The organism is Sphingomonas guangdongensis (genome assembly GCF_900199185.1).
GTDB lineage: Bacteria > Pseudomonadota > Alphaproteobacteria > Sphingomonadales > Sphingomonadaceae > Sphingomonas > Sphingomonas guangdongensis.
Window position 1 is genome coordinate 774,849 of the sequence record NZ_OBMI01000003.1, and the last position, 18,209, is coordinate 793,057.

Consider the following 18,209-nt stretch of genomic DNA (forward strand, 5'->3'; position numbering starts at 1 on the left):
CCAGATCACGACTTGAGGTACCAGGCGCCCCGGCGGGCGGACCAGGCGAACCCGCGGCTGCGCAGGCCATCGGCGGCGGGGCCACGCTCCGGCGCATATGCCCACAGGGAGCCACCCTTGTCGCGCAGGTCGGCGGACTTGACCCTGTGCTCGGCGAGAAAAGCGTGCAGGTCTCGCGTGCCATGCGGCTCCGGTGCCACTTGCCGCGCCTCCTGGGGCCGGGCCCATGCGGGCGAGACGGCGCTCGGGATGGGGATCGGCGCGGGACGGATCGGAGGAGCCGCCATCGGCGAGGAGGAAGTCGAACGACCGGTGGTTGATGCCTTGTCGGCGCGGCCGAGGACCTCTGCCAGCCTCCGCTCGAACTTCCGCTCCCACCTCTCGCCGCCGTCGGTGTGGGTGATGCGCGCCACATGCGACGGGTGCTTCAGCGCCGTCCTGTTGCCCGCGATGGACGGACGGCGAAGGTCGAACGGAGCGGCCGCCGCGTCGAAGGCGTACATCGCATTGCCGTGCTCGCCGAATTCGACCACGACGTGTCCAGCCAGTCGCATGATGAAGGCGTTGTTTCGTGCGACGCCACCGTTGTCGAGGCGCAGGAGCTTGCCCGCCATCGCCTTGCGCAGCGCGCGGAAGTCTGCGCTCGGGTTGGTGTAGGCCGCCTCGCCGAGCGCGAAGTGCATGTCGTCGATCCGGTCGACGTAGCGCTTCCAGAATGCCACCCGCCGCTGGTCGTTCAGCTTGTCCTCGGACAAGAGCGAGAAGAACTTCTCGATCAGCGACAGCTTGAGCCAGGACGAAACCATCTGGCGCGTCTCCGCCTCGACCCTCGTCCACTGCGTGTCGTTGCGCTCCAGCCAGGGATTGCCCCAGCGAGCGACCGACAGGTCTCGAAGCTCCGCTTCCACTTCGAGCGGGCGACACCTCGCCCATCGATCGAGCACACGCACAAGCGCGTCGTCCGCCAGGAGGTCGTGCTCCGCGACGAGAGCGACCACTCTCGGCATCACCCGCCGCAGCGCCCGGTCGTCGTGCTTGACCGCGGCATCGATCTGGGCCTCGAAGATGCGCCTGGTCAGCCAGGAGGAGTCGCCCATCGACAAGTCGCGCCGGAGCGGTTCCAGGAGCTTCGCATCGCCTTCGAGCAGCGCCGCTCCGTAGCGATCGCAGGGCCGCTCCCCGAGCAGGTTCGCGTGCTCGTCGATGGTGGACAGCCAATCGGGCATGCTGCCCGACCGCTCGAGCGAAGGCAGGTTGTCGTTCAGGTAGTCGCGCAGCATGGTCCAGTTGCGGCGCCCCGCTTCCGTCGCGCGGCCGGGATCGTAGCGGACGTACCCGTCCAGCAGCCCGCGCCAGCACCGCCGGTAGGGTCGGCGCATATCGCGGAACTCGTCCACGCCGTCGATCAGACCGGGAAACCGTTCGCGGTCCTCGATCAGCGCGGGGTCCCGCCCGTCGCGGAGCGTGGTCCCCCAGCATACCAGGCGCGCCGCGCGGACGTCGGGCAGCGTGCCGCTCCGGCGAAACAGCGAGACCTGCTCGCGCACGCGGTCGGGCGCCGCTCCGGCACCCGCACCCGCCCCGCCTAGCATGGCCTTGAGCTGACGAACTTCGGATCTGAGCGCCGTCAGGTCGGGATCGGGCATGCTGCTGAGGGCGGCCTCTGCGACCGAACGCATCCGCTCGGCCAGCTTGACCGAACGCGGGCTCAGAGGGCGCATTGGCCGAACTCGCCCTGGTAGCCGGCTGCCGCTGAGGCGGCGGGTTCCTCCACTCCGAAGAACTCGAGGCGGAGCTCGATTCGACGGCTCGCATCGAGGGACTCTCGCGCCGAGTTCGACGAGTAGCCGCCGACGAGGAACAGCCGACGGACCTCCTCCAGCTCGGAGCGGGACATCGCCCGCTCGTCAGGACCTGGCCGCGCCATCAGCGCGCACAGCACCCGCTGACTCCGCTGGAGGCTGAGATTGAGATTGTAGAGGTAGCTTCCGCGCCGGTCGGTGAAGCCCTCGACGACGATGCGCTTGAGCCAGCGCCGTCCCGCCTTGTCCCGCGCGATCGCGAGCACTTCGGGGACGAAGGCGCGCAGCAACCGCTCCTGCTCGGCGCTCAGCGTATGGCTCGACGTGTCGAAGCGGGCGCGGTCGCCGAAGTCGATGACCGCCCGGTTCCGGTCGACGTGCACCCCAGGCTGATGCTCGGCCGCCTTCTCTATGCGTCCGAGCAGTTGCTCGATGGCGTCCTGCCTCTGGCTCTCAAGGCGCTCCCGCTCCGAGATCGTCCTCGTGACGGCGAGCAGCGCCACGCTCATGACGAGCAGGAACAGCACCATGAGCGCCGTCATCAGGTCGGCGAAGGAGATCCAGAAGGGCTTCTCGCCCTCGTCGCGCCCGCGCGTCGCGGTGGCATGGCGCTGTCCGAACACCTAGGTCAGGCCGCACGCCGGCCGGCCTGCGGCAGCGCCAACTCGAGCTCCTGGATCGCCTCCCTGAGCAGTCCGGTCGCCTGCGACAGCTCTGCATGGAACTGCCGGTTGGCGTCCACCACCGTGCCCCGCATGCCCTCGGAGAACTTCTCGTGCGAGGTGGCGATCACCTGCGCCACCTCGTCGAGGAAGCCGTCCGCCTCGACCTGGGCCGCGGCAAGCCGCTGGGTCGCCCCCTCGATTCTCGTGAGAACGTCCGCCGTGAGCGACGCCTCCCTCGACGCGCTCTCCACCGTGGCGCGCAGCCCCTCGACCATGGTTCCGACCGCGTCCCGCGCGCTTCGGTAGTCGGCCACAACCGAGTCGAGGCTGCGGGCCGCGCCGGCCACGCTTCCCGCCGCGTCGGCGAGGCCGGTCGTCACGGAGGCTATGCGGGAGAAGCCGTCCGCCGCCTCGCGTCCCGAAGTCTCGAAGCGTCCGGCGGCGGCCAGGAGGGTGTCGGCGCCTCCGTTTAGCCGAGAGAAGGCGTCGGACGTCACGAGCTCGATCCGGGAAACCATCTCCCGCACGGCGGCGAGCATGGTGTCCACGTTCGTCGTCAACACGCCGACGCTCTCCCCCATGCCGGCGACCTGCCGGGCGGCGGTCTCCGACCTGCGGCCATCGTCCTCGGCCTGTCGCCGCGACCGCTCCTCCGCGGTGCGCTCGATGCCGGCGACGGCCTCGCCGAGCCGGCGGCCGAGTTCGTCCAGCATCTCCTCGAGGCGGGACCGGGTCTGCTCCTGCGCCGCCCCTTGGCCGGAGCGCATCTCGGACAGTGCGGTGCGCAACTCGTCGGTGATCGCCGCCTGTCGCGCCTCGGCGGCCTCGACCGCCTCCATCAGCTTGGCCGACATCGCGTCCGTGGCCCTGGTGCCGGCCGCTTCCATGCCGGCGGTCAGATCCTGGAGCCGCGCCACCGCCGTCTGCATCGCATCGACCGTCCGCTGCTGCATGTCACCAATGCCGGAAAGCTGGCTTCCGAACATGCCTTCGAGCCGGTCGCTGAAGCTGGCGAGCACGTCGGTGAGTAGCTGAGTGACGGCGGACGACTGATCCTGGCTGACGCGTCCGACGGCACCCGCGATCTGATCGAGCGGCTCCCTCAACGCGTCGGTGAGCGCACTGGCGATCGAGGTGCCGAGTTCTCCCGACCGCTGAGTCGTCGCCGCGATCTGCCGCTCAGCGAGGTCGGTCAGGATCTCCTTCAGGTCTGAGACCAGAGCGTCCTTGAGGATCCGGGTCTGGCTGGCTGACTCCTCGGACGAGGAGACGAGGCGCGCGAGGTACTCCTCTCCGGCTCCTGCCTCGTAGGTGGCGTCGATCGCGTGGGCGAGCCTACCGACCTTTCCGTACAGGCTGTTCAGCCGATACTTCTCCAGCACGGTCGCGACCATCGCGAGCAGGATCGCGAAGGCGGAGACCGCAAAGGCTTCGCTGACCCCGTGCAGGAGCGAGGTGAGGCTGTTGCGTACCACGCCTGCGTCCTCGGAGATGCGGAACAGCCACAATCCCTTCAGCAGCCCGAAGAAGGTGCCGATGATGCCTACGCCGGTGAAGATGCCCGGCAGGTGCTTGAAGAACTCGGCGTGGACCCGACCGTCGACCACGGAATGCGGCGAGAAGTAGACCTCGGCAGGCACCGTCGATCGCACCGCGCGCACCGCGAACTCGCCCGTGGACGGATCGATCTCCCGCTGCGAGTGCAGCGTCTCACCGTACTCCTGCCAGATGGCGGCAAGCCGCTCGTCGCCGGCGAAGCAGGAGGCGAGTTCCAATTGACCGGCGGCGCGCGCCGCGTCGACCTTCCGGATCACATCCTCGAGCGAGCCGTCCAGCTTTTTCGCGGGAAGGTGGAAGTGGCGCACGAACGCGTAGGCGAACGTCAGGAGCACGATCGCGACGAGGACCGGCACGACCGGTAAATCCGACAAGGCCATCTGCTTCAGTTCCCCCCGACGGCGCGTCCCCAGCGCCGAATCCAGACAGAGCGTCCCGGATGCTTGTCATGCTGCAACAATTCGATCGCCCGTTCAAAGAGTAACAGCGGTCCGCGTGAGGACCTAAGACCCCGTTGCGATGCGAAAAACTATGGAAAAGCCGCCCGGACTGGGACAGCATGGCGACCGTGGGGGGAAGATGAGCGACTCTGGAGGCTGGATCGCGCGTATGGCGCGTCGATTCGGCGACATTCTCGGTGGCGGTGCCGCATCGAGCGTCGATCTTGGAACGTCGTCCGAGGTCCGCGACGACTTCTGGGCGGAGGAGCCCGAGCGGCATCGCGCCAGCGATGCCGCGCCCGCCTCGCCAGCCGCTTCGAACCAAACTAGCGGCGGTTCGGGCATTCGCCGTGACGGCAACGGCCGCTACGTGGTGGCGGGCTGGACCTTCTCGACGCTCGACCAGGCGCTCGAGTTCGAGGCGGACCGTGCTCCGGCTGTGCGGACGCCGACATCGCAGCCGCCGGCCTCACCCGCTCCTGCGGTCCCGGCCACTCCGGTGGCTTCCGTTCCCACGTCTCAGAGCGTGACTCCGGCTTCCAGCGGACGCGCCGCCCCGCGCTGGATCGGATCACCCGAGGCGCTTTCGGCGGGCGGCGTCGGCTTCGAGACCGAGATGGTGTACTTCGGAACGCCGCTTCGTCACGAACCGAGGCACGACCACTCGCGCATCGATCCGACGCTGAAGGTCGACACGCGCGGTGATCCCGCGGGCGCAACCCTTGGCTACTGGCCGTCGTATCGGGAGTTCGATCCACGCGCTCGCGCGACCTACCTCGGTTGGCTGACGGGCGGGCGCCGCGCCGTGTCCGTGCCCAGCGGCTACCTGTTCGTCTTCTTCTACGGATTGGAGCAGCGCCTGCTGGTGGACGACGCGCGTGCGGATGCGCCCGCGATCTTCTCCGAGCTGCGCCGGCTCATGGCGCTCCACCATCAGGACTACTCGTTCCAGGGCCACGCCTCCAGACTCCTCGCCCTCGCCGCACTGTACGAGGACGAGGACGACGCTCCTCCGACCGCCGAGTGCGCCCGCAACTGGGACGTCGAGCTTCCGCTCGACGTACGCATCCGGCTCGGGCGGCGGCTTAGGGACGGCGTACCCTTCAACGCCGACGACGCGCTCCGGTGGGTGCTGGCACTTCCCGACGTTCACCTCCGCACGCCTGGGCAGCGATGCTTCGCCGAGCTGCGTGACCTGTGGAGCGCCAGGTTTGCGATCCGGCACCCCGACGGGCTGACCGTGCGACGCCCCAAGAGGACGCTGCGGCACGAGTACAGGGCGGCCAGCGGCAAGTTCAGCGTCGACCTCAGCGTGGACGAACTACCCGACGTGTCCGGCATCTCCGCGCCGCTCGGACCGCTGCGGGCCATGCTCGACCTCTGCATCGACGACCTCTCGGCCTACAGCCGGCTCGTCGGCCGCGATCCGGACGCGAGGGGCAGGCTTCACGCCGAGCTCCTGCTCCCTGTCGAACTTCGGGACCGCAACCCGGCGCTCGCCTCCTGCCGCGAGCGGCTGGAGAAGCTGGTCAGCGGTGGGACGCGCGGCGTCATAGCGGCTGTCGAGCTCGCGCGACTGCTCGACCTCGACGTGAACGAGGCAGCCGACAAGCTGCCCACCGCGGTGGTTCGCCAGATTGGCATGGCGCTCGATGCGCTGCAGCACGGCTTCGAGCCTGACCGCCGTTACGGTCCGGCGCCGACCCCGCGGGCTGACACACCGATGGCCGTCTTCCCTGCCCATGGCGGCGGCGCGGTCGAGCACGAACGGCAGGCCTATGCCGATGCGCGAACGGCCATGGAGGTCGCCGTGCTCGCTGCCGCGTCCGACGGCGAGGTCGTCGCGGCCGAGCTCGAAGCGGTCGAACGGCGCCTCCGGTCAACGCCCAATCTCGCGGAGCACGAGATCGCCCGCCTGGTCGCGTCCGGTCGTGCCCTGGCGGCGGATCCGCCAAAGGTGCGGGCGGCGATGAAGCGCCTGGCGGACGCTCCCGCCACGGCCCGCGCCTCGATCGCGACCGCGGCCGTCGAGGCGGTGCTCGCCGATGGCATGGTGCAGCCGGGCGAGGTGAAGTTCCTCGAGACGCTGCACGCCACGCTGAACCTTCCCGCCTCCGCTCTCTACGCGGCGCTTCATCGCGGGGCGGAGGACGTGGGGCCGATCCTGGTGGAGCCCGGACGTCCTGAAGAGCTGATCTCCATACCGTCGGAGCCGGTCTCGTCCTCTGTCGCGATCGACGCTGCGAGGCTCGCGCGCATTCGGGGAGAGACGTCACGCGTTTCCGCGCTGCTCGCCACCATCTTCGTCGAGGAGGAGCAAGAGGCTTCGGCATCGGCCGTCGCGGCGCCCAGGCCCACTCCCCGCGCGACCAACGGCTTCGATGGTCTGGATGGACCGCACTCCGAGCTCCTGACGCGTCTCCTGTCCGGCCCGCTCGATCGTGACGCGTTCGACGGCGCGGCGGCCGCGCTTAGGCTCATGCCGGAAGGCGCAATCGAGACGATCAACGAATGGGGGTTCGACCGGTTCGGCGAGCCCGTCCTTGACGATGACGACATCGTCCGGGTTTCACCCGAGATCATGGACCAGATCATGCCCATGGGAGCCGCAGCTTGAACGCCATCCGTCGCAAGGACCGTGACCTGATCGTGCAGGCGCTCTCCGCCGGGGTCGTGCCCCGTGTCGGGCTGCGTCACATCCAGGTCGGCCGCTCGCGCGAGGTCGAGGCGCTCGTGCGCGACATCGATCGCATCGCGGACGCGGGTTCCGCCATGCGCTTCGTCATCGGCGAGTACGGCGCGGGCAAGACCTTCTTCCTCAACCTCGTCCGGCTCATCGCCCTCGAGCGGAAGCTCGTGACCGTCCATGCCGATCTCGCCCCGGACCGCCGCATTCACGCGACCGGAGGTCAGGCGCGAGGGCTCTACGCTGAGGCGGTGCGCAACATGGCGACCCGCACCCGACCCGAAGGCGGAGCGTTGCCGAGCGTCGTCGAGCGCTTCGTCACGGACTGCGTGCGCGAGGCCGAGGACGCCGGCAGCCCGGTCGAGCGGGTGATCGACCGGCGGCTCGCCCCGCTTCTCGACATGTTGGGTGGTCACGACTTCGCCTGCGTCCTCAAGGCGTATTGGCGCGCCCACGAGGACGGTGATGACGCATTGAAGGCGGCGGCGCTGCGCTGGCTACGAGCGGAGTTCCCGACCAAGACGGAGGCGAGACAGGCGTTGCCGGTCCGCAGCATCATCGACGATGTAGACGTCTACGATACCTTCAAGCTGCTGTCCGGGTTCGTGCGCATCGCCGGATACGCCGGCCTACTCGTGGTCTTCGACGAGCTCGTGAACCTCTACAAGCTGCAGAGTGCCCAGGCTCGAAACCAGAACTACGAGCAGATCCTGCGTATGCTGAACGACGTCCTCCAGGGCAACGTCGAGGGGCTCGGCTTCGTGTTGGGCGGCACCCCCGACTTCCTTCTCGATAGCCGCCGCGGGCTCTACAGCTACCAGGCGCTGCAGTCGCGTCTCGCCGAGAACAGCTTCGCGACCGAAGGCCGGATCGACATGACGGGGCCGGTCTTGCGCCTGCAGAGCCTCTCCCCGGAGGACCTGCTCGTGCTGCTCTCCAACATCCGGTCCGTGTTCGCGATCGGCGACCCCGCAGCCCAACTCGTGCCGGATGAGGCGCTCACCGCTTTCATGGAGCATTGCAATCGCCGCATCGGCGAGGCCTACTTCCGCACACCGCGCAACACGATCAAGGCGTTCGTGCAGCTTCTAGCCGTCCTGGAGCAGAACCCGGGCACGGACTGGCGAGGACTGATAGGCGGCGTCACGCCGGAGCCTGAGGAGGCCGAGGAGGCGGACGCGGACGACGAGCTTGTCGACCTCCGCCTCTGAGCCGTCCGCCTTCGACCGCCTTCATCCCGAGATAAGGCGCTGGATTCGAGACCAGGGATGGATGGGCCTGCGGCCCATCCAGGATGAGGCGATCCGCACGGTGCTCGGCTCCGAGGCGGACGTTGTGGTCATGGCGGGAACGGCCTCGGGCAAGACCGAGGCCGCCTTCCTGCCGCTTCTTACCCGAGCGGCGGAGCCTGGCGACGGCGGCCTGCGCATCCTGTACGTGAGCCCTCTTAAGGCTCTCATAAATGACCAGTACCGCCGGCTGGAAACGCTGTGCGAGCGGCTCGAGATGCCGGTGACCCGCTGGCACGGCGACGCGCCGGCAGCGGCCAAAGCCAAGCTGCTGCGTCACCCCGCGGGCGTCGCGCTGATCACGCCGGAGTCGATCGAGGCGCTGTTGCTTCGTCGGCAGGCGGACGCGGCCAGGCTCTTCCGGGGCCTCCAATCTATCGTCGTCGACGAGCTGCACGCGTTCCTCAAGGGACCACGCGGTCTCCACCTCTCCTCCCTGCTCGGACGTGTCGACCGGCTCTGCGAGAAACGGCCGCGGCGCATTGGATTGTCCGCTACCTTGGGCGACGATGATGCGGGCCGTTGCTGGCTGAATCCCGCGCAACCCGAAACGCCGGTCGTGCTCCGCTCGCGGGACGGCGGCTCTGGGCTCAAGCTGCAGGTGCGGGGCTACGAGGAGCCACCCGACGCCAGCGGCGTCGATGAGATCGCCGATGACGGAGACGACGCGCTCAGCCGCATCGCCGACCACATGTTCGAGCACCTGAGGGGTTCGAACAACCTGGCTTTCGCGGGGTCGCGCAGGACGGTGGAGGCGCTGGCCGATCGCCTCCGCCAGCGCTGCGTGGCGAAGGGCCTGCCCGAGGAGTTCTTTCCGCACCATGGCAGTCTCGCGAAGGAGCTGCGCGAGGAGCTTGAGCTGCGCCTCAAGTCGGGCGACCTTCCCACCACGGCGGTCGCGACTACCACGCTCGAACTCGGCATCGACCTCGGCAACGTCAAGTCGGTCGCGCAGGTCGGCGCGCCGAAGTCGCTGGCGGCGCTCAGGCAGCGGCTGGGTCGGAGCGGTCGTCGCGGGGATCCCGCCGTTCTGCGCATCTACGTGCGCGAGCGCCACGTCGCGGCGGACGCCGATCCGCTTGACCAGCTTAGGATCGCTACGGTCCGCTCGGTGGCGGCGGTGCGCCTGCTCGTCGACGGCTTCGTAGAACCCGCGGGCGACGACCCTTCGCTTGCCACCGTAGTGCTGCACCAGACCCTGTCGACGATTGCGGCGGATGGCGCGATCCGCCCGGTCGCGGCGCACAGGGCCATCTGCGACAAGAATAGCTATCTGGCGATGGGCACCTCCGACTATGCAGCCCTGCTGCGTGGTGCCGCGCGAGACGACGTTGGCCTGCTCGAGCAGAGCTCCGACGGCCTGCTGATGCTGGGGCCGGAGGGTGAGCGCGTTACCGCCGCGCACGACTTCTATGCCGTCTTCGAGACCGACGACGAGTGGCGTCTCGTTGCTGAAGGCCGGACGCTGGGCACCGTGCCCATCTCGAACGTTCTGGCGATTGGAGCGCTCGTAGGCTTCGCGGGACGGCGCTGGCGCGTTGAGTCAGTGGACGACAGGTCGAAGGTGCTCGTGGTTGCGCCGCACCGGGCGGGCAAGCTGCCGAAGTTCGATCCCCCGACCGGCGAGCCCGTCCACGCCCGGCTTTCGCAAGAGATTCGCCACGTCCTCGCGTCTGAAGATGTGCCGTCCTACCTGGACCCCGCCGCGCGCGCCTTTCTTCAGGAGGGCCGAGCGGCCTACAGGCGGCTCGGGTTGGATCGGAGCTGCGCGATCGCGTCGGGCAGTGACACTGTACTGGCAACTTGGGCCGGCACGGCGGTCAATGACATCCTTATGGTCCTCCTGCAGTCCGCGGGATTGGAGTGCCAGGCGGACGATGTCGCGATTGAGATCGCCGACTGCTCGCCGGACGAGCTGCGCAAGCTGCTCGGCACTATCTCTGAGGTACCCTCCACCGAGGCTCTTGCGAGTTTTGTAGAGAACCTGCGCAGCGCCAAATACGACCAGTTCGTGGACGAGGACCTGCTTCGCCGACTTTGGGCGAAGAGAGCCAAGCCTGCGCGCGAGCAGGCGATCGCCACAATCGGCGATCTTGTTTGGTGATTCGCGCGAAGGCGGAACGTGGGCGCTCAGCTAGTTCAACAAGACCCAGTTCCGGTCATCCGGCGGGCAGAACCGCATTCCCGACTCCGGCCGCTTGTTCACCTTGCACAGCGTCCGGCTTCCGCCGCCCGCCCCCTGGAACGCGAGCCGCCGTTTAGAGGGTCATTAGGAGCGGGCTACGATCTGCTGCATGCGGTGTAACGAGCGCTTGGGCCTAGTCTGCCGGGTGCTACCTGGTATCGTGCCCCGCGGTCTGGTTTCGGGATGGCCTATGGCGCGTGGGGAGGACTGGTCGGATATCGAGCTAGACGCCATCGTTGCGGACTATTTCGCGATGTTGCGGGACGAGATAGGCGGCATCTCCTTCTCGAAGACTGCTCATCGCCGCGCTCTGGCGGAACGCGTCGACCGTTCAGAAGGCTCGATCGAGTTCAAGCACTGCAACATCACGGCGGTGCTCGAGGAGCTCGGCGTCGCCGGGATCAGGGGGTACCGGGCGAGGGCCAATTATCAGGGTGCGATCCTGGAGGCGATCGAGCGGCATCTGGACCGCGACGGCGGGCGTGATCTGTCCATGGTGCCGACGGCTTCGGCCCCGACGATCCGCATGGTCGACGTACCTGGTATTGAGCTGAGGAACGAGCCCCCGCCGACGGCAGTGCAGCGGATGGTTCGCCGGTTCGATCCGGTCGAACGGGACATGCGCAACCGCGAATTGGGGCTTGCCGGCGAGCACGCCGTTTTAAGTTTCGAACGGCACCGCCTAGATTCGGCGGGCAGACCGGACCTTGCGGCGCGCGTGCGCCATGTCTCAGTCGAAATCGGTGATGGTCTCGGCTACGACATCGCCTCCTTCTCGGAACTGGGGGATGATCTGGTCATCGAGGTTAAGACGACGCGCGGGCTGGCGCGGACGCCGTTCTTCATGTCCCGCAATGAGCTTGAGGTCGCCGAGCGAATGGAGGGCGGGTATCGGCTCTATCGATTGCACGAGTTCGGCCCGAAACCCGCCCTGTTTATGATGACGCCGCCATTGGCCGGAAGCCTGCGGTTCACCACCGAGACGTGGCGCGCAGACTTCAGGTGATGGGCTTCCGGAGTTGATACCAGTCGCCTGCGCCCACTGCTGGCAGGCTCATCACCCTTCGTCTTCTTCGTCGGCCCTCACGAAATACCATGTCCCATCCTGCTTCCAGCTTCGGGCGAGCCCTTTTCCGACCAAGCGGTTTGCAGCGCGATTCACGTCCCAGACGATCTCGTCGATCGCGTCCGCGATGGCTTCCGCGGTGAGCGGGATCGTCGCATCCAACCCGGCGAGAACCCGCTTTTCGATGTCAGGGTTGTAGCGCGGTTCGACATTCCCCGAAGTGAAGCGGTCACACCAAATTAGCACGCCGCGCCAGACGACGAAGTGGCTCTCGCAGCCCCCATCCCGCCACACCGAAGGGTAGAGCGTGACGCCTTCCCCGCGCATGTCGAGACGCCACGCTTTGTTGGCGCGGGGGTCGAGATTGACGACCAGCGTCTCGCCACAGCCATCGGGGCAAGTCATGATGACCGAGCGGGCGCGGCCGCGCACGACCAGCGCGGCGTCCCCGGGCCCGTTCAGCAGGGCTTCCGCTTCATCGCGGTATTTGGCCTGGCCTACGAGCCGCAGCGACCTGGCGGGCGCCGTCACGATGCCTCTCCGTCATTCGGCGCGTGCCGAACCGGCATCGGCCACGACAGGCCCTTCGCATGTGCGCCTGCGCTCGAGCAGACGATGCACTCCGGGTGTATGGCAGCGGCCAACTCGCTCACCCGGCCGCGAATTCCGTCGTAGCTCAGATGCCGCGGACGGGTCGGAACCGGGGTCACGGCTCCGAGCAGCATGGTGATGGCCAGCGACGTCACCGTGGAGTTGATCGAGATGACTGCTGGCTGGGGCTCATGAACCCCCAGAACATACGGGTCGGCGGCCCGCTGTTCCGGGGTCTGCAGTTCGCGCAGAATGGCCTTCCCGTCCAGCGCTCCGGTGCAGGTGAGGCAGGGCAGTTCCGGCGCGATCATCTGGACCCGCCCAGTGATGTGCGTGATGACGTCGTCCTTGACGGTGATGCTGACGCCCATGTCGATCGCCGGGACGAGAAACTGGTGGGCCGCCTGGTTCACGACCGCCCGGCTGGCATGCGAATCCGTGCAGAGGAGGATGAAGTCGAACGTCGAGAGGAGATGCGCGACGTCGCTATCGACGATGTCCGCCTGAAGCGCCGTGACGTTCGCATCGGGGTTGATGCTGCGGATCATGGCTGCGGCGACCTCGACCTTGGCGACACCGACGGTTGCCGGCGTCGATCCCACCACACGATTGAGGTTGGTGGTCTCGACATTGTCGGGATCGATGACGGTGACGTCGCGCGCTCCCAGGTGCGCGAGCTGCTGGCAGACGAGGGATCCCGTGCCACCGGCACCGACCACGCAGTAGCGGAGGCTCTTGAGAAGACGCTGCCCCGGTTCGCCGAAGGCGCGCACCTGCCGATCGTGGCGCTCCTGAGCCTCGCCGTCCGGGCGTGGCGATAGGAGCGTCAGGTGCTTTCCAACCTCCCACACGCTGATCTCGTCGCCGGACCCCAGGCGCCGCGCCCGGCAGCCGTTGGGGCTGATCACGAGAGCGGCGTGCGGAACCGGCGCGCCACGCCTGCCGAGATAGGGAGCGAGCTGAGCTTCCCCGTTGTCGTCCGTCGTCGAGAACGCCGGCCAGTCCGGGCAATCGGGATGGGTATGGATGAGGATCGCCGCCATGCCGGTGACGCGGCTGCGGTTGGCGACGTCCAGCAGGTACTGCGCCTTCAGGACGGCGGAGATGCGATCGCGCCGCTCATATGCGTGTTCGGGCACGGCCGCCGCGTCCGCCACGATCCACGCATCGGCAAGGGCGACGTAGTGGGCGTAGGCGATCGCGCAGCTCTCGACGCCACCGGCGTCGAGAAGCGTCGCCGACAGTTGACGGTAGACCGGCGATGGGAATCTGATGCCGCTCATCGCACTTCCTTCAGACGGTTGATCACCACGTTCATCCAGGTGGTGAGGGTGTCGCGGTTGGGGTCCCACGGTGCAGTGAGATGCCACGAGAACCAGAGCATGGGATCGGCGACGCCGGGGATCGGGTTGAATCCCGTGTTCTGCGGCTGACCGCCGTTCGCCAGCTTCAGGTCGGCATCGGCCCAGAAGCAGTCGAGATGCGCGTAGGGATACCCGGACGGGATGATGAAGCGGATGGTGGTCGAGGGCTTCGACCACCCATCCGGCAGGCGGACGTTCGGCACGGTGACGAGCATGGTACCGCTCATCGCCGGCCGAACGTCAGCGCCGCCGAACCGCTCCCGCAGCTTGTCCAGCTGCATGGTGACAGGGCCGGACATCAGCCGAAGTTCGCCTTCGGGACCGACGAGAAGCGGCGGACGCCGTGCTTCGGGTCGAGGCTGACGGTCTCTTCGTCGCCGATGGTGCGGTCGGGCTCGTCACCGTGCCCTTCCAGCGCCAGATCGTGCGTCGGGTCCCAGCCGGGCACCATCGCCTTGATCTCGGCGCCGGACAGCTTCTTCTTGTCGGTCTCGTAGCGCTTGCCGTTCACGAAGAAGAAGTAGGTGACCTTGATCGTCGCGGTGATGAACTTCTCGACGCCGGGGGCGGTGAGATCGACCTCGCTGCCCTCCTCGATCAGCTTGTCGGTACCGCCGCGGACCTCGAGGAACACCGCCTTGTCGGGGCCGATGCCCGCGAGGGTGCGGAGAACCGCTTCGGGGATGCTCGGCTTGCCCCAGACGATGCGGCTGTCGTCGAGCATGATGCGGTAGAGCGGGTCGGTGCTGAAGGCGACGAAGTGGTGGGCGACGCGATCGCGCAGGTCGATTTCCTCGTCGGCGCGGACATCTTCGAAATCGCCCTCGGGGGTGATCACGAAGAGCGAGTGACCATCGACGTCCTTGATCCCCGCGGCCTTCAGGACCTGACGGCCGAGCGGGACGGGGTCATCGAGAACGGTGGGGCGGTAGTCCACGCTGTCGAGGGCGAACGACACGCGGTAGCGCCCGGAGCGCAGCGGGCGGTTCTCCCGAACGGCGAGCTCGACGTCGTCGATGTCGGGGTGGTCGGTGATGGACATGGCTTGGTGTTCCTCTTGCGACCGCGGCGGCATTGCGTCGGTCTCAAAGGGTCAATCTCGCCAGCGCCGGACGACCGGTAATTTCAGTCGAAGATTTTTTTCAGGCCGCCTTCCGCGATCGGGCCGCAGGTGAAGAAGGCGGGACAAAAGGGGCACGTCCGGTCGGAACGCTTCGGTTCGAAGCGTCCGTTGCTGATCGCGGTGAGCGCCTCGACCAGCTTCTCCGATCGCTTGCCCAGGTCCTTCTGGTCGAAGGTCACCGGCACGATGGGATCATCGTCGCCGAGGTGGACGATTTCGACGGCGCAGCCTGGCAGTGCGTCGGCCGCGGCCATTTGGAAGGCTGCGTCCGCAAGATCCTTTCCGGTCGTGGAGGAGCGATGGCCTGTCCTGATCATCCGCGTGATGTGGCGTCCGCCGGCCGTGGTGACGACGTCGTCTGCGACTGCCGTCACCGTGTCGTTCCCGATGCGGGTGCGCATCGGACTGGGATCGAGCCGACTGGAACCGGCGCGGATCTCCACGAACTTCTGGATCAGCAGGTCGGCGATTTCGCGATAAAGTCCGTATTCGTCGCCTGCGAGCGGCCCCTCCGACCACAGTCGTTCCAGAATCGTGGCGGCCTCGGCGGACGAGGCCGGAGTGGGCTGCCTGCTCGAGATCTCGTCGATCACGGATCGCACGATGTCGTGCATGCTGGTCATCGTGGTCGGTGTGCGCCTGCCGCCGACGCCCAGGACGTGTGTGTACAGGAACCGGCGACGGCAGCGGGAATAGAGGTGTAGCTGGGCCGTCGCGATCTTGATGGGCGGGCCGAGCCGGATCGGTAGCGGTTCTTCCTCCGGGTCGCCGATGCGATCGGCGCGCGGTGTCGCCGCGCGCGTGCCCGTCACGCCCAGGCGGGCGATGAAGGGCGAGGGATCGCGACGCCTCGTGGCCCCGGTTGCCGACGGTGCCGTTCGGGTCGCCGAATACAGAAGGAGACGGTCGCGCGCGCGCGAGGCGGCCACATAGAAGAGGCATTCCTGCTCCAGGTCGTGGTCCATCGCGGCGAGGGCCATGGTGCTGCGTTCGCCCTGGTCATCTCCCTCGATCAGCCCGTCCGGCACCGGGCAGGTCGGCCTGCGCGTGGCGGATGAGGTGGGAAGGCTGTTCTTGTTGAGCCCCATGACGTGCACGACCGGGAACTCCAGCCCCTTGCTGCCATGGATCGTCATCAGCCTGACGGCATCGATACCTTGAGCCGCCTGTGGCAGCTGCCTGAGGTCGCGTTCGTCGGCGAGCTGGACGAGGCGGCGCACGCCGTCGAGCATCCGTTGCACCGGCAGGCCCGGGCCCGCACGCTCGGCGCGAAGGAACCCCATGAACTGCCAGATCGCGACGCCCATGGCCCGGCTGGCGACGCTGTCGGTCGCGGCGAGAAGGGCGGCGGTGCGTGTGCGGTCGAGAAGAAGTCGAGCCAGTATCGGCCACGGCCTCCCCGTGACCTCGAAGCCCGCAAGCATGTTGACCATGCGCTGAAGCGCGGCGGCATCTTCTTGAGACAGCTTGGGCAGCGAATTTTTCACGTCGGTCCAGGCGAGTGGTTCGGCGTCGGTAGCCCGCAGGTGCTCGACGACAGTCGCGGCGCCGGCGAGGCTGAGCCCGGTCTCCAGCCCCGCGAGAGACGGCTTTCGGACAAGGCCCATGGCCCGGCGGTCGACGAGCAGCGAGAGGATGGACAGCAGATCCTTGATCTCGGGACGTTCGAACAGGTTTCCGAGATAGAGGACCGGAATGCCGCGCCGTTCCAGTTCGCGCCCGATGCGGGTCAACCGGTCGTTGCCGGAGCATAGCACCGCATGGTCACGGTATTCGGTGTCCACCGATCGACGTTCGATCTCGTCGGCGAGCGCGTCGGCCTCGTCGTCATTGTCTCCGAACGTCACGTGTTCCGGTGCATTCCCGGTGGCAGGGCGATCAGCCGTCAGCGCCGCGTCGCTCGTTCCGGCCTTCATCTCCCGGCCGAAGGCGGAGAAGGCGCCGACGATCTCGGGCGTCGATCTGTAGTTCAGGCGGAGCCTTCCACCCTTCGCTCCGGGGAAGTCGCCGGTGGCGAACCTCGACATGTTGTAGGACGACGCGCCGCGGAACCGGTAGATCGCCTGGCGCGCGTCCCCGACCGCCCAGAGGTTGGCGCCGCCGTCGGTCAGCAGTTGGAGCAATCTCACGCTGCTTCGGTTCACATCCTGATACTCGTCGACGAGGATGTGGGTGTAGGTGTTGCGAAGGATCGACGCGGCTTCCGGATCGGAATCCAGGAGCGTGACCGGCAGCGACACCAGGTCGCCGAAGTCGACGGCTCCGGCAGCGTGCTTCAGCTCCTCGTAGCGGCTGTAGACGAGACCGATCTCGGCGCAGCGCTCCGCGGCCATGCGCTCGGCCGGATTCGAAGCCAGATCGAGCATCGTCCGGGCGAGAGTGGCGAAGCGTTCCGGGCCGGCGACCTCGTCCTTCGCGCGGGACATCGCGCCGAGCATCTCCTTCAGCGGCTTTGCTGGATTCATGATTTCGCGATGATGCTTGAGATCGAGGGCGAGATATTCCCGCTCCATGATCGCGATCGCCTCGCTCCGATCCATCATCCGGGGTTCGGAGGCGAAGCCCAGCTGCCGATGGTAGCGCCGCACGATGTCCAGCCCGAAAGCATGGAAGGTTCCGATCCACATCGCGGACGCCGCCTCGGGCCGCATCCCCGCGATGCGCTCCGAGAGTTCTCCGGCAGCCTTATTGGAGAACGTCAGGACGAGCATGTTCCTTGGGTCGACGCCCTCGTCGACAAGCCCGGCGACGCGTCCGACGAGCGTCTGCGTCTTGCCGGTGCCGGGACCCGCCTCCAGCAGATATGGCACGCCGCGATGCCGTGCTGCCTCGGCCTGCTCGGGATTCAGGGGCTTCGGGGGCTTCTCCGCCGCGTCTTCGGCCTGCGGCTCAATCTCCGGAAGCAGCAGTGCGTCGAACAGCTGCATCGCGACGACGTCGAAGGGTGCGCCCAGCCGTTCTGCGATCTCGGTCGCGGTAATTCCGTCCAGATGGAGGGCTTTGGCTCGCTTGCGGGGTAGGATGAGCTCGCGACCGAAGAGATCCATCTGGATCTCGCGGCGTTGTCGCCGACTGTAGTCCACGACCCGGTCCTCTCCGACCGGCGCTGCCTCGGAGGACCGGGTCGGATCGACGTCATGGGCGACATGCTCGATGCGATCGTCACCGAGCGTCGCGTGGCCGAGTTCATGGCCAACCAGGAAGGCTTTGTAGAAGTCCGTGCCGGCGTCTTCGTGCCGGATCGTCCTGTTCCTGGGATCGAACTGCGCGCGGCCACCGGCGAGCAGCGTACTGCCGGGCTCGATCGGTTCGATGTCGAGCCCGATCGCCGAAGCCGCGGCGCTGACGATCGCCTGGGGAGACCAGGGATCCGCACCATTGGCCGCCGCGCTCGCATGGAGGGCGGCAGCCCGATGTCTGGCGAGTTCGACGGCGTCCAAT

The 18,209-nt window shown here is 67.6% G+C and carries 12 protein-coding genes; 4 read left to right on the plus strand and 8 right to left on the minus strand.

Going from position 1 to position 18,209, the window contains the following annotated elements:
- Positions 1–5 precede the first annotated feature (5 nt).
- From CRO12_RS15935 to zorA, 3 genes are read right to left on the minus strand one after another with little or no spacing between them, the layout of a single operon-like run.
- The gene (locus CRO12_RS15935) at positions 6–1,721 is read right to left on the minus strand and encodes an EH signature domain-containing protein (protein ID WP_097064907.1); all 1,716 of its coding nucleotides are present in this window, start codon (positions 1,719–1,721) and stop codon (positions 6–8) included.
- Positions 1,709–2,425, minus strand: coding sequence for an OmpA/MotB family protein (locus CRO12_RS15940; protein ID WP_245858552.1), 717 nt, complete (start codon positions 2,423–2,425; stop codon positions 1,709–1,711). Before CRO12_RS15940 ends, CRO12_RS15935 begins: the two co-directional genes overlap by 13 nt.
- A gap of 5 nt (positions 2,426–2,430) precedes the next feature.
- Positions 2,431–4,398 carry an anti-phage ZorAB system protein ZorA gene (gene zorA / locus CRO12_RS15945; RefSeq protein WP_144033621.1) on the minus strand — a complete coding sequence of 656 codons (1,968 nt, stop codon included), beginning with the start codon at positions 4,396–4,398 and terminating at the stop codon, positions 2,431–2,433.
- A 235-nt stretch (positions 4,399–4,633) separates the two neighbouring features.
- On the opposite strand from zorA, the gene CRO12_RS15950 reads away from it, so the two are divergent.
- From CRO12_RS15950 to CRO12_RS15965, 4 genes are all read left to right on the plus strand, one after another.
- On the plus strand, positions 4,634–7,081 hold the full coding sequence (locus CRO12_RS15950) for a tellurite resistance TerB family protein (RefSeq protein ID WP_179641058.1): 2,448 nt from the start codon (positions 4,634–4,636) through the stop codon (positions 7,079–7,081).
- The gene (locus CRO12_RS15955; protein ID WP_097064910.1) at positions 7,078–8,361 is read left to right on the plus strand and encodes an ATP-binding protein; all 1,284 of its coding nucleotides are present in this window, start codon (positions 7,078–7,080) and stop codon (positions 8,359–8,361) included. The genes CRO12_RS15950 and CRO12_RS15955 overlap by 4 nt, the downstream gene beginning before the upstream one ends.
- Entirely contained in the window at positions 8,342–10,543 is a 2,202-nt protein-coding gene (locus tag CRO12_RS15960; protein WP_245858553.1) for a DEAD/DEAH box helicase, read from the plus strand. Before CRO12_RS15955 ends, CRO12_RS15960 begins: the two co-directional genes overlap by 20 nt.
- A gap of 271 nt (positions 10,544–10,814) precedes the next feature.
- Positions 10,815–11,630, plus strand: coding sequence for a protein NO VEIN domain-containing protein (locus CRO12_RS15965; RefSeq protein WP_097064912.1), 816 nt, complete (start codon positions 10,815–10,817; stop codon positions 11,628–11,630).
- A gap of 51 nt (positions 11,631–11,681) precedes the next feature.
- Here the strand turns inward: CRO12_RS15965 and CRO12_RS15970 are convergent, their stop codons facing one another.
- From CRO12_RS15970 to CRO12_RS15990, 5 genes are all read right to left on the minus strand, one after another.
- A complete protein-coding gene (locus CRO12_RS15970) occupies positions 11,682–12,221 on the minus strand; it encodes a ubiquitination-like system serine protease family protein (protein WP_097064913.1) in 540 nt (179 codons plus the stop codon).
- Entirely contained in the window at positions 12,218–13,564 is a 1,347-nt protein-coding gene (locus CRO12_RS15975) for a HesA/MoeB/ThiF family protein (RefSeq protein ID WP_097064914.1), read from the minus strand. The genes CRO12_RS15970 and CRO12_RS15975 overlap by 4 nt, the downstream gene beginning before the upstream one ends.
- On the minus strand, positions 13,561–13,944 hold the full coding sequence (locus CRO12_RS15980; protein WP_097064915.1) for an E2/UBC family protein: 384 nt from the start codon (positions 13,942–13,944) through the stop codon (positions 13,561–13,563). The genes CRO12_RS15975 and CRO12_RS15980 overlap by 4 nt, the downstream gene beginning before the upstream one ends.
- Positions 13,944–14,687: a multiubiquitin domain-containing protein gene (locus CRO12_RS15985; protein ID WP_097064916.1), complete on the minus strand. Its 744-nt coding sequence runs from the start codon at positions 14,685–14,687 to the stop codon at positions 13,944–13,946. Before CRO12_RS15985 ends, CRO12_RS15980 begins: the two co-directional genes overlap by 1 nt.
- 83 nt (positions 14,688–14,770) lie before the next feature.
- A complete protein-coding gene (locus CRO12_RS15990; RefSeq protein WP_097064917.1) occupies positions 14,771–18,208 on the minus strand; it encodes an ATP-dependent helicase in 3,438 nt (1,145 codons plus the stop codon).
- Between the last annotated feature and the right edge of the window lies 1 nt (position 18,209).

What these genes read in the sequence shown, in the direction of transcription:
- CRO12_RS15980 (WP_097064915.1), bottom strand. Translation starts at nt 13,944, where the DNA reads ATGTCCGGCCCTGTCACCATGCAGCTGGACAAGCTGCGGGAGCGGTTC.
- CRO12_RS15965 (WP_097064912.1), top strand. Translation starts at nt 10,815, where the DNA reads ATGGCGCGTGGGGAGGACTGGTCGGATATCGAGCTAGACGCCATCGTT.
- CRO12_RS15950 (WP_179641058.1), top strand. Translation starts at nt 4,634, where the DNA reads ATGGCGCGTCGATTCGGCGACATTCTCGGTGGCGGTGCCGCATCGAGC.
- CRO12_RS15935 (WP_097064907.1), bottom strand. Translation starts at nt 1,721, where the DNA reads ATGCGCCCTCTGAGCCCGCGTTCGGTCAAGCTGGCCGAGCGGATGCGT.
- CRO12_RS15985 (WP_097064916.1), bottom strand. Translation starts at nt 14,687, where the DNA reads ATGTCCATCACCGACCACCCCGACATCGACGACGTCGAGCTCGCCGTT.
- CRO12_RS15975 (WP_097064914.1), bottom strand. Translation starts at nt 13,564, where the DNA reads ATGAGCGGCATCAGATTCCCATCGCCGGTCTACCGTCAACTGTCGGCG.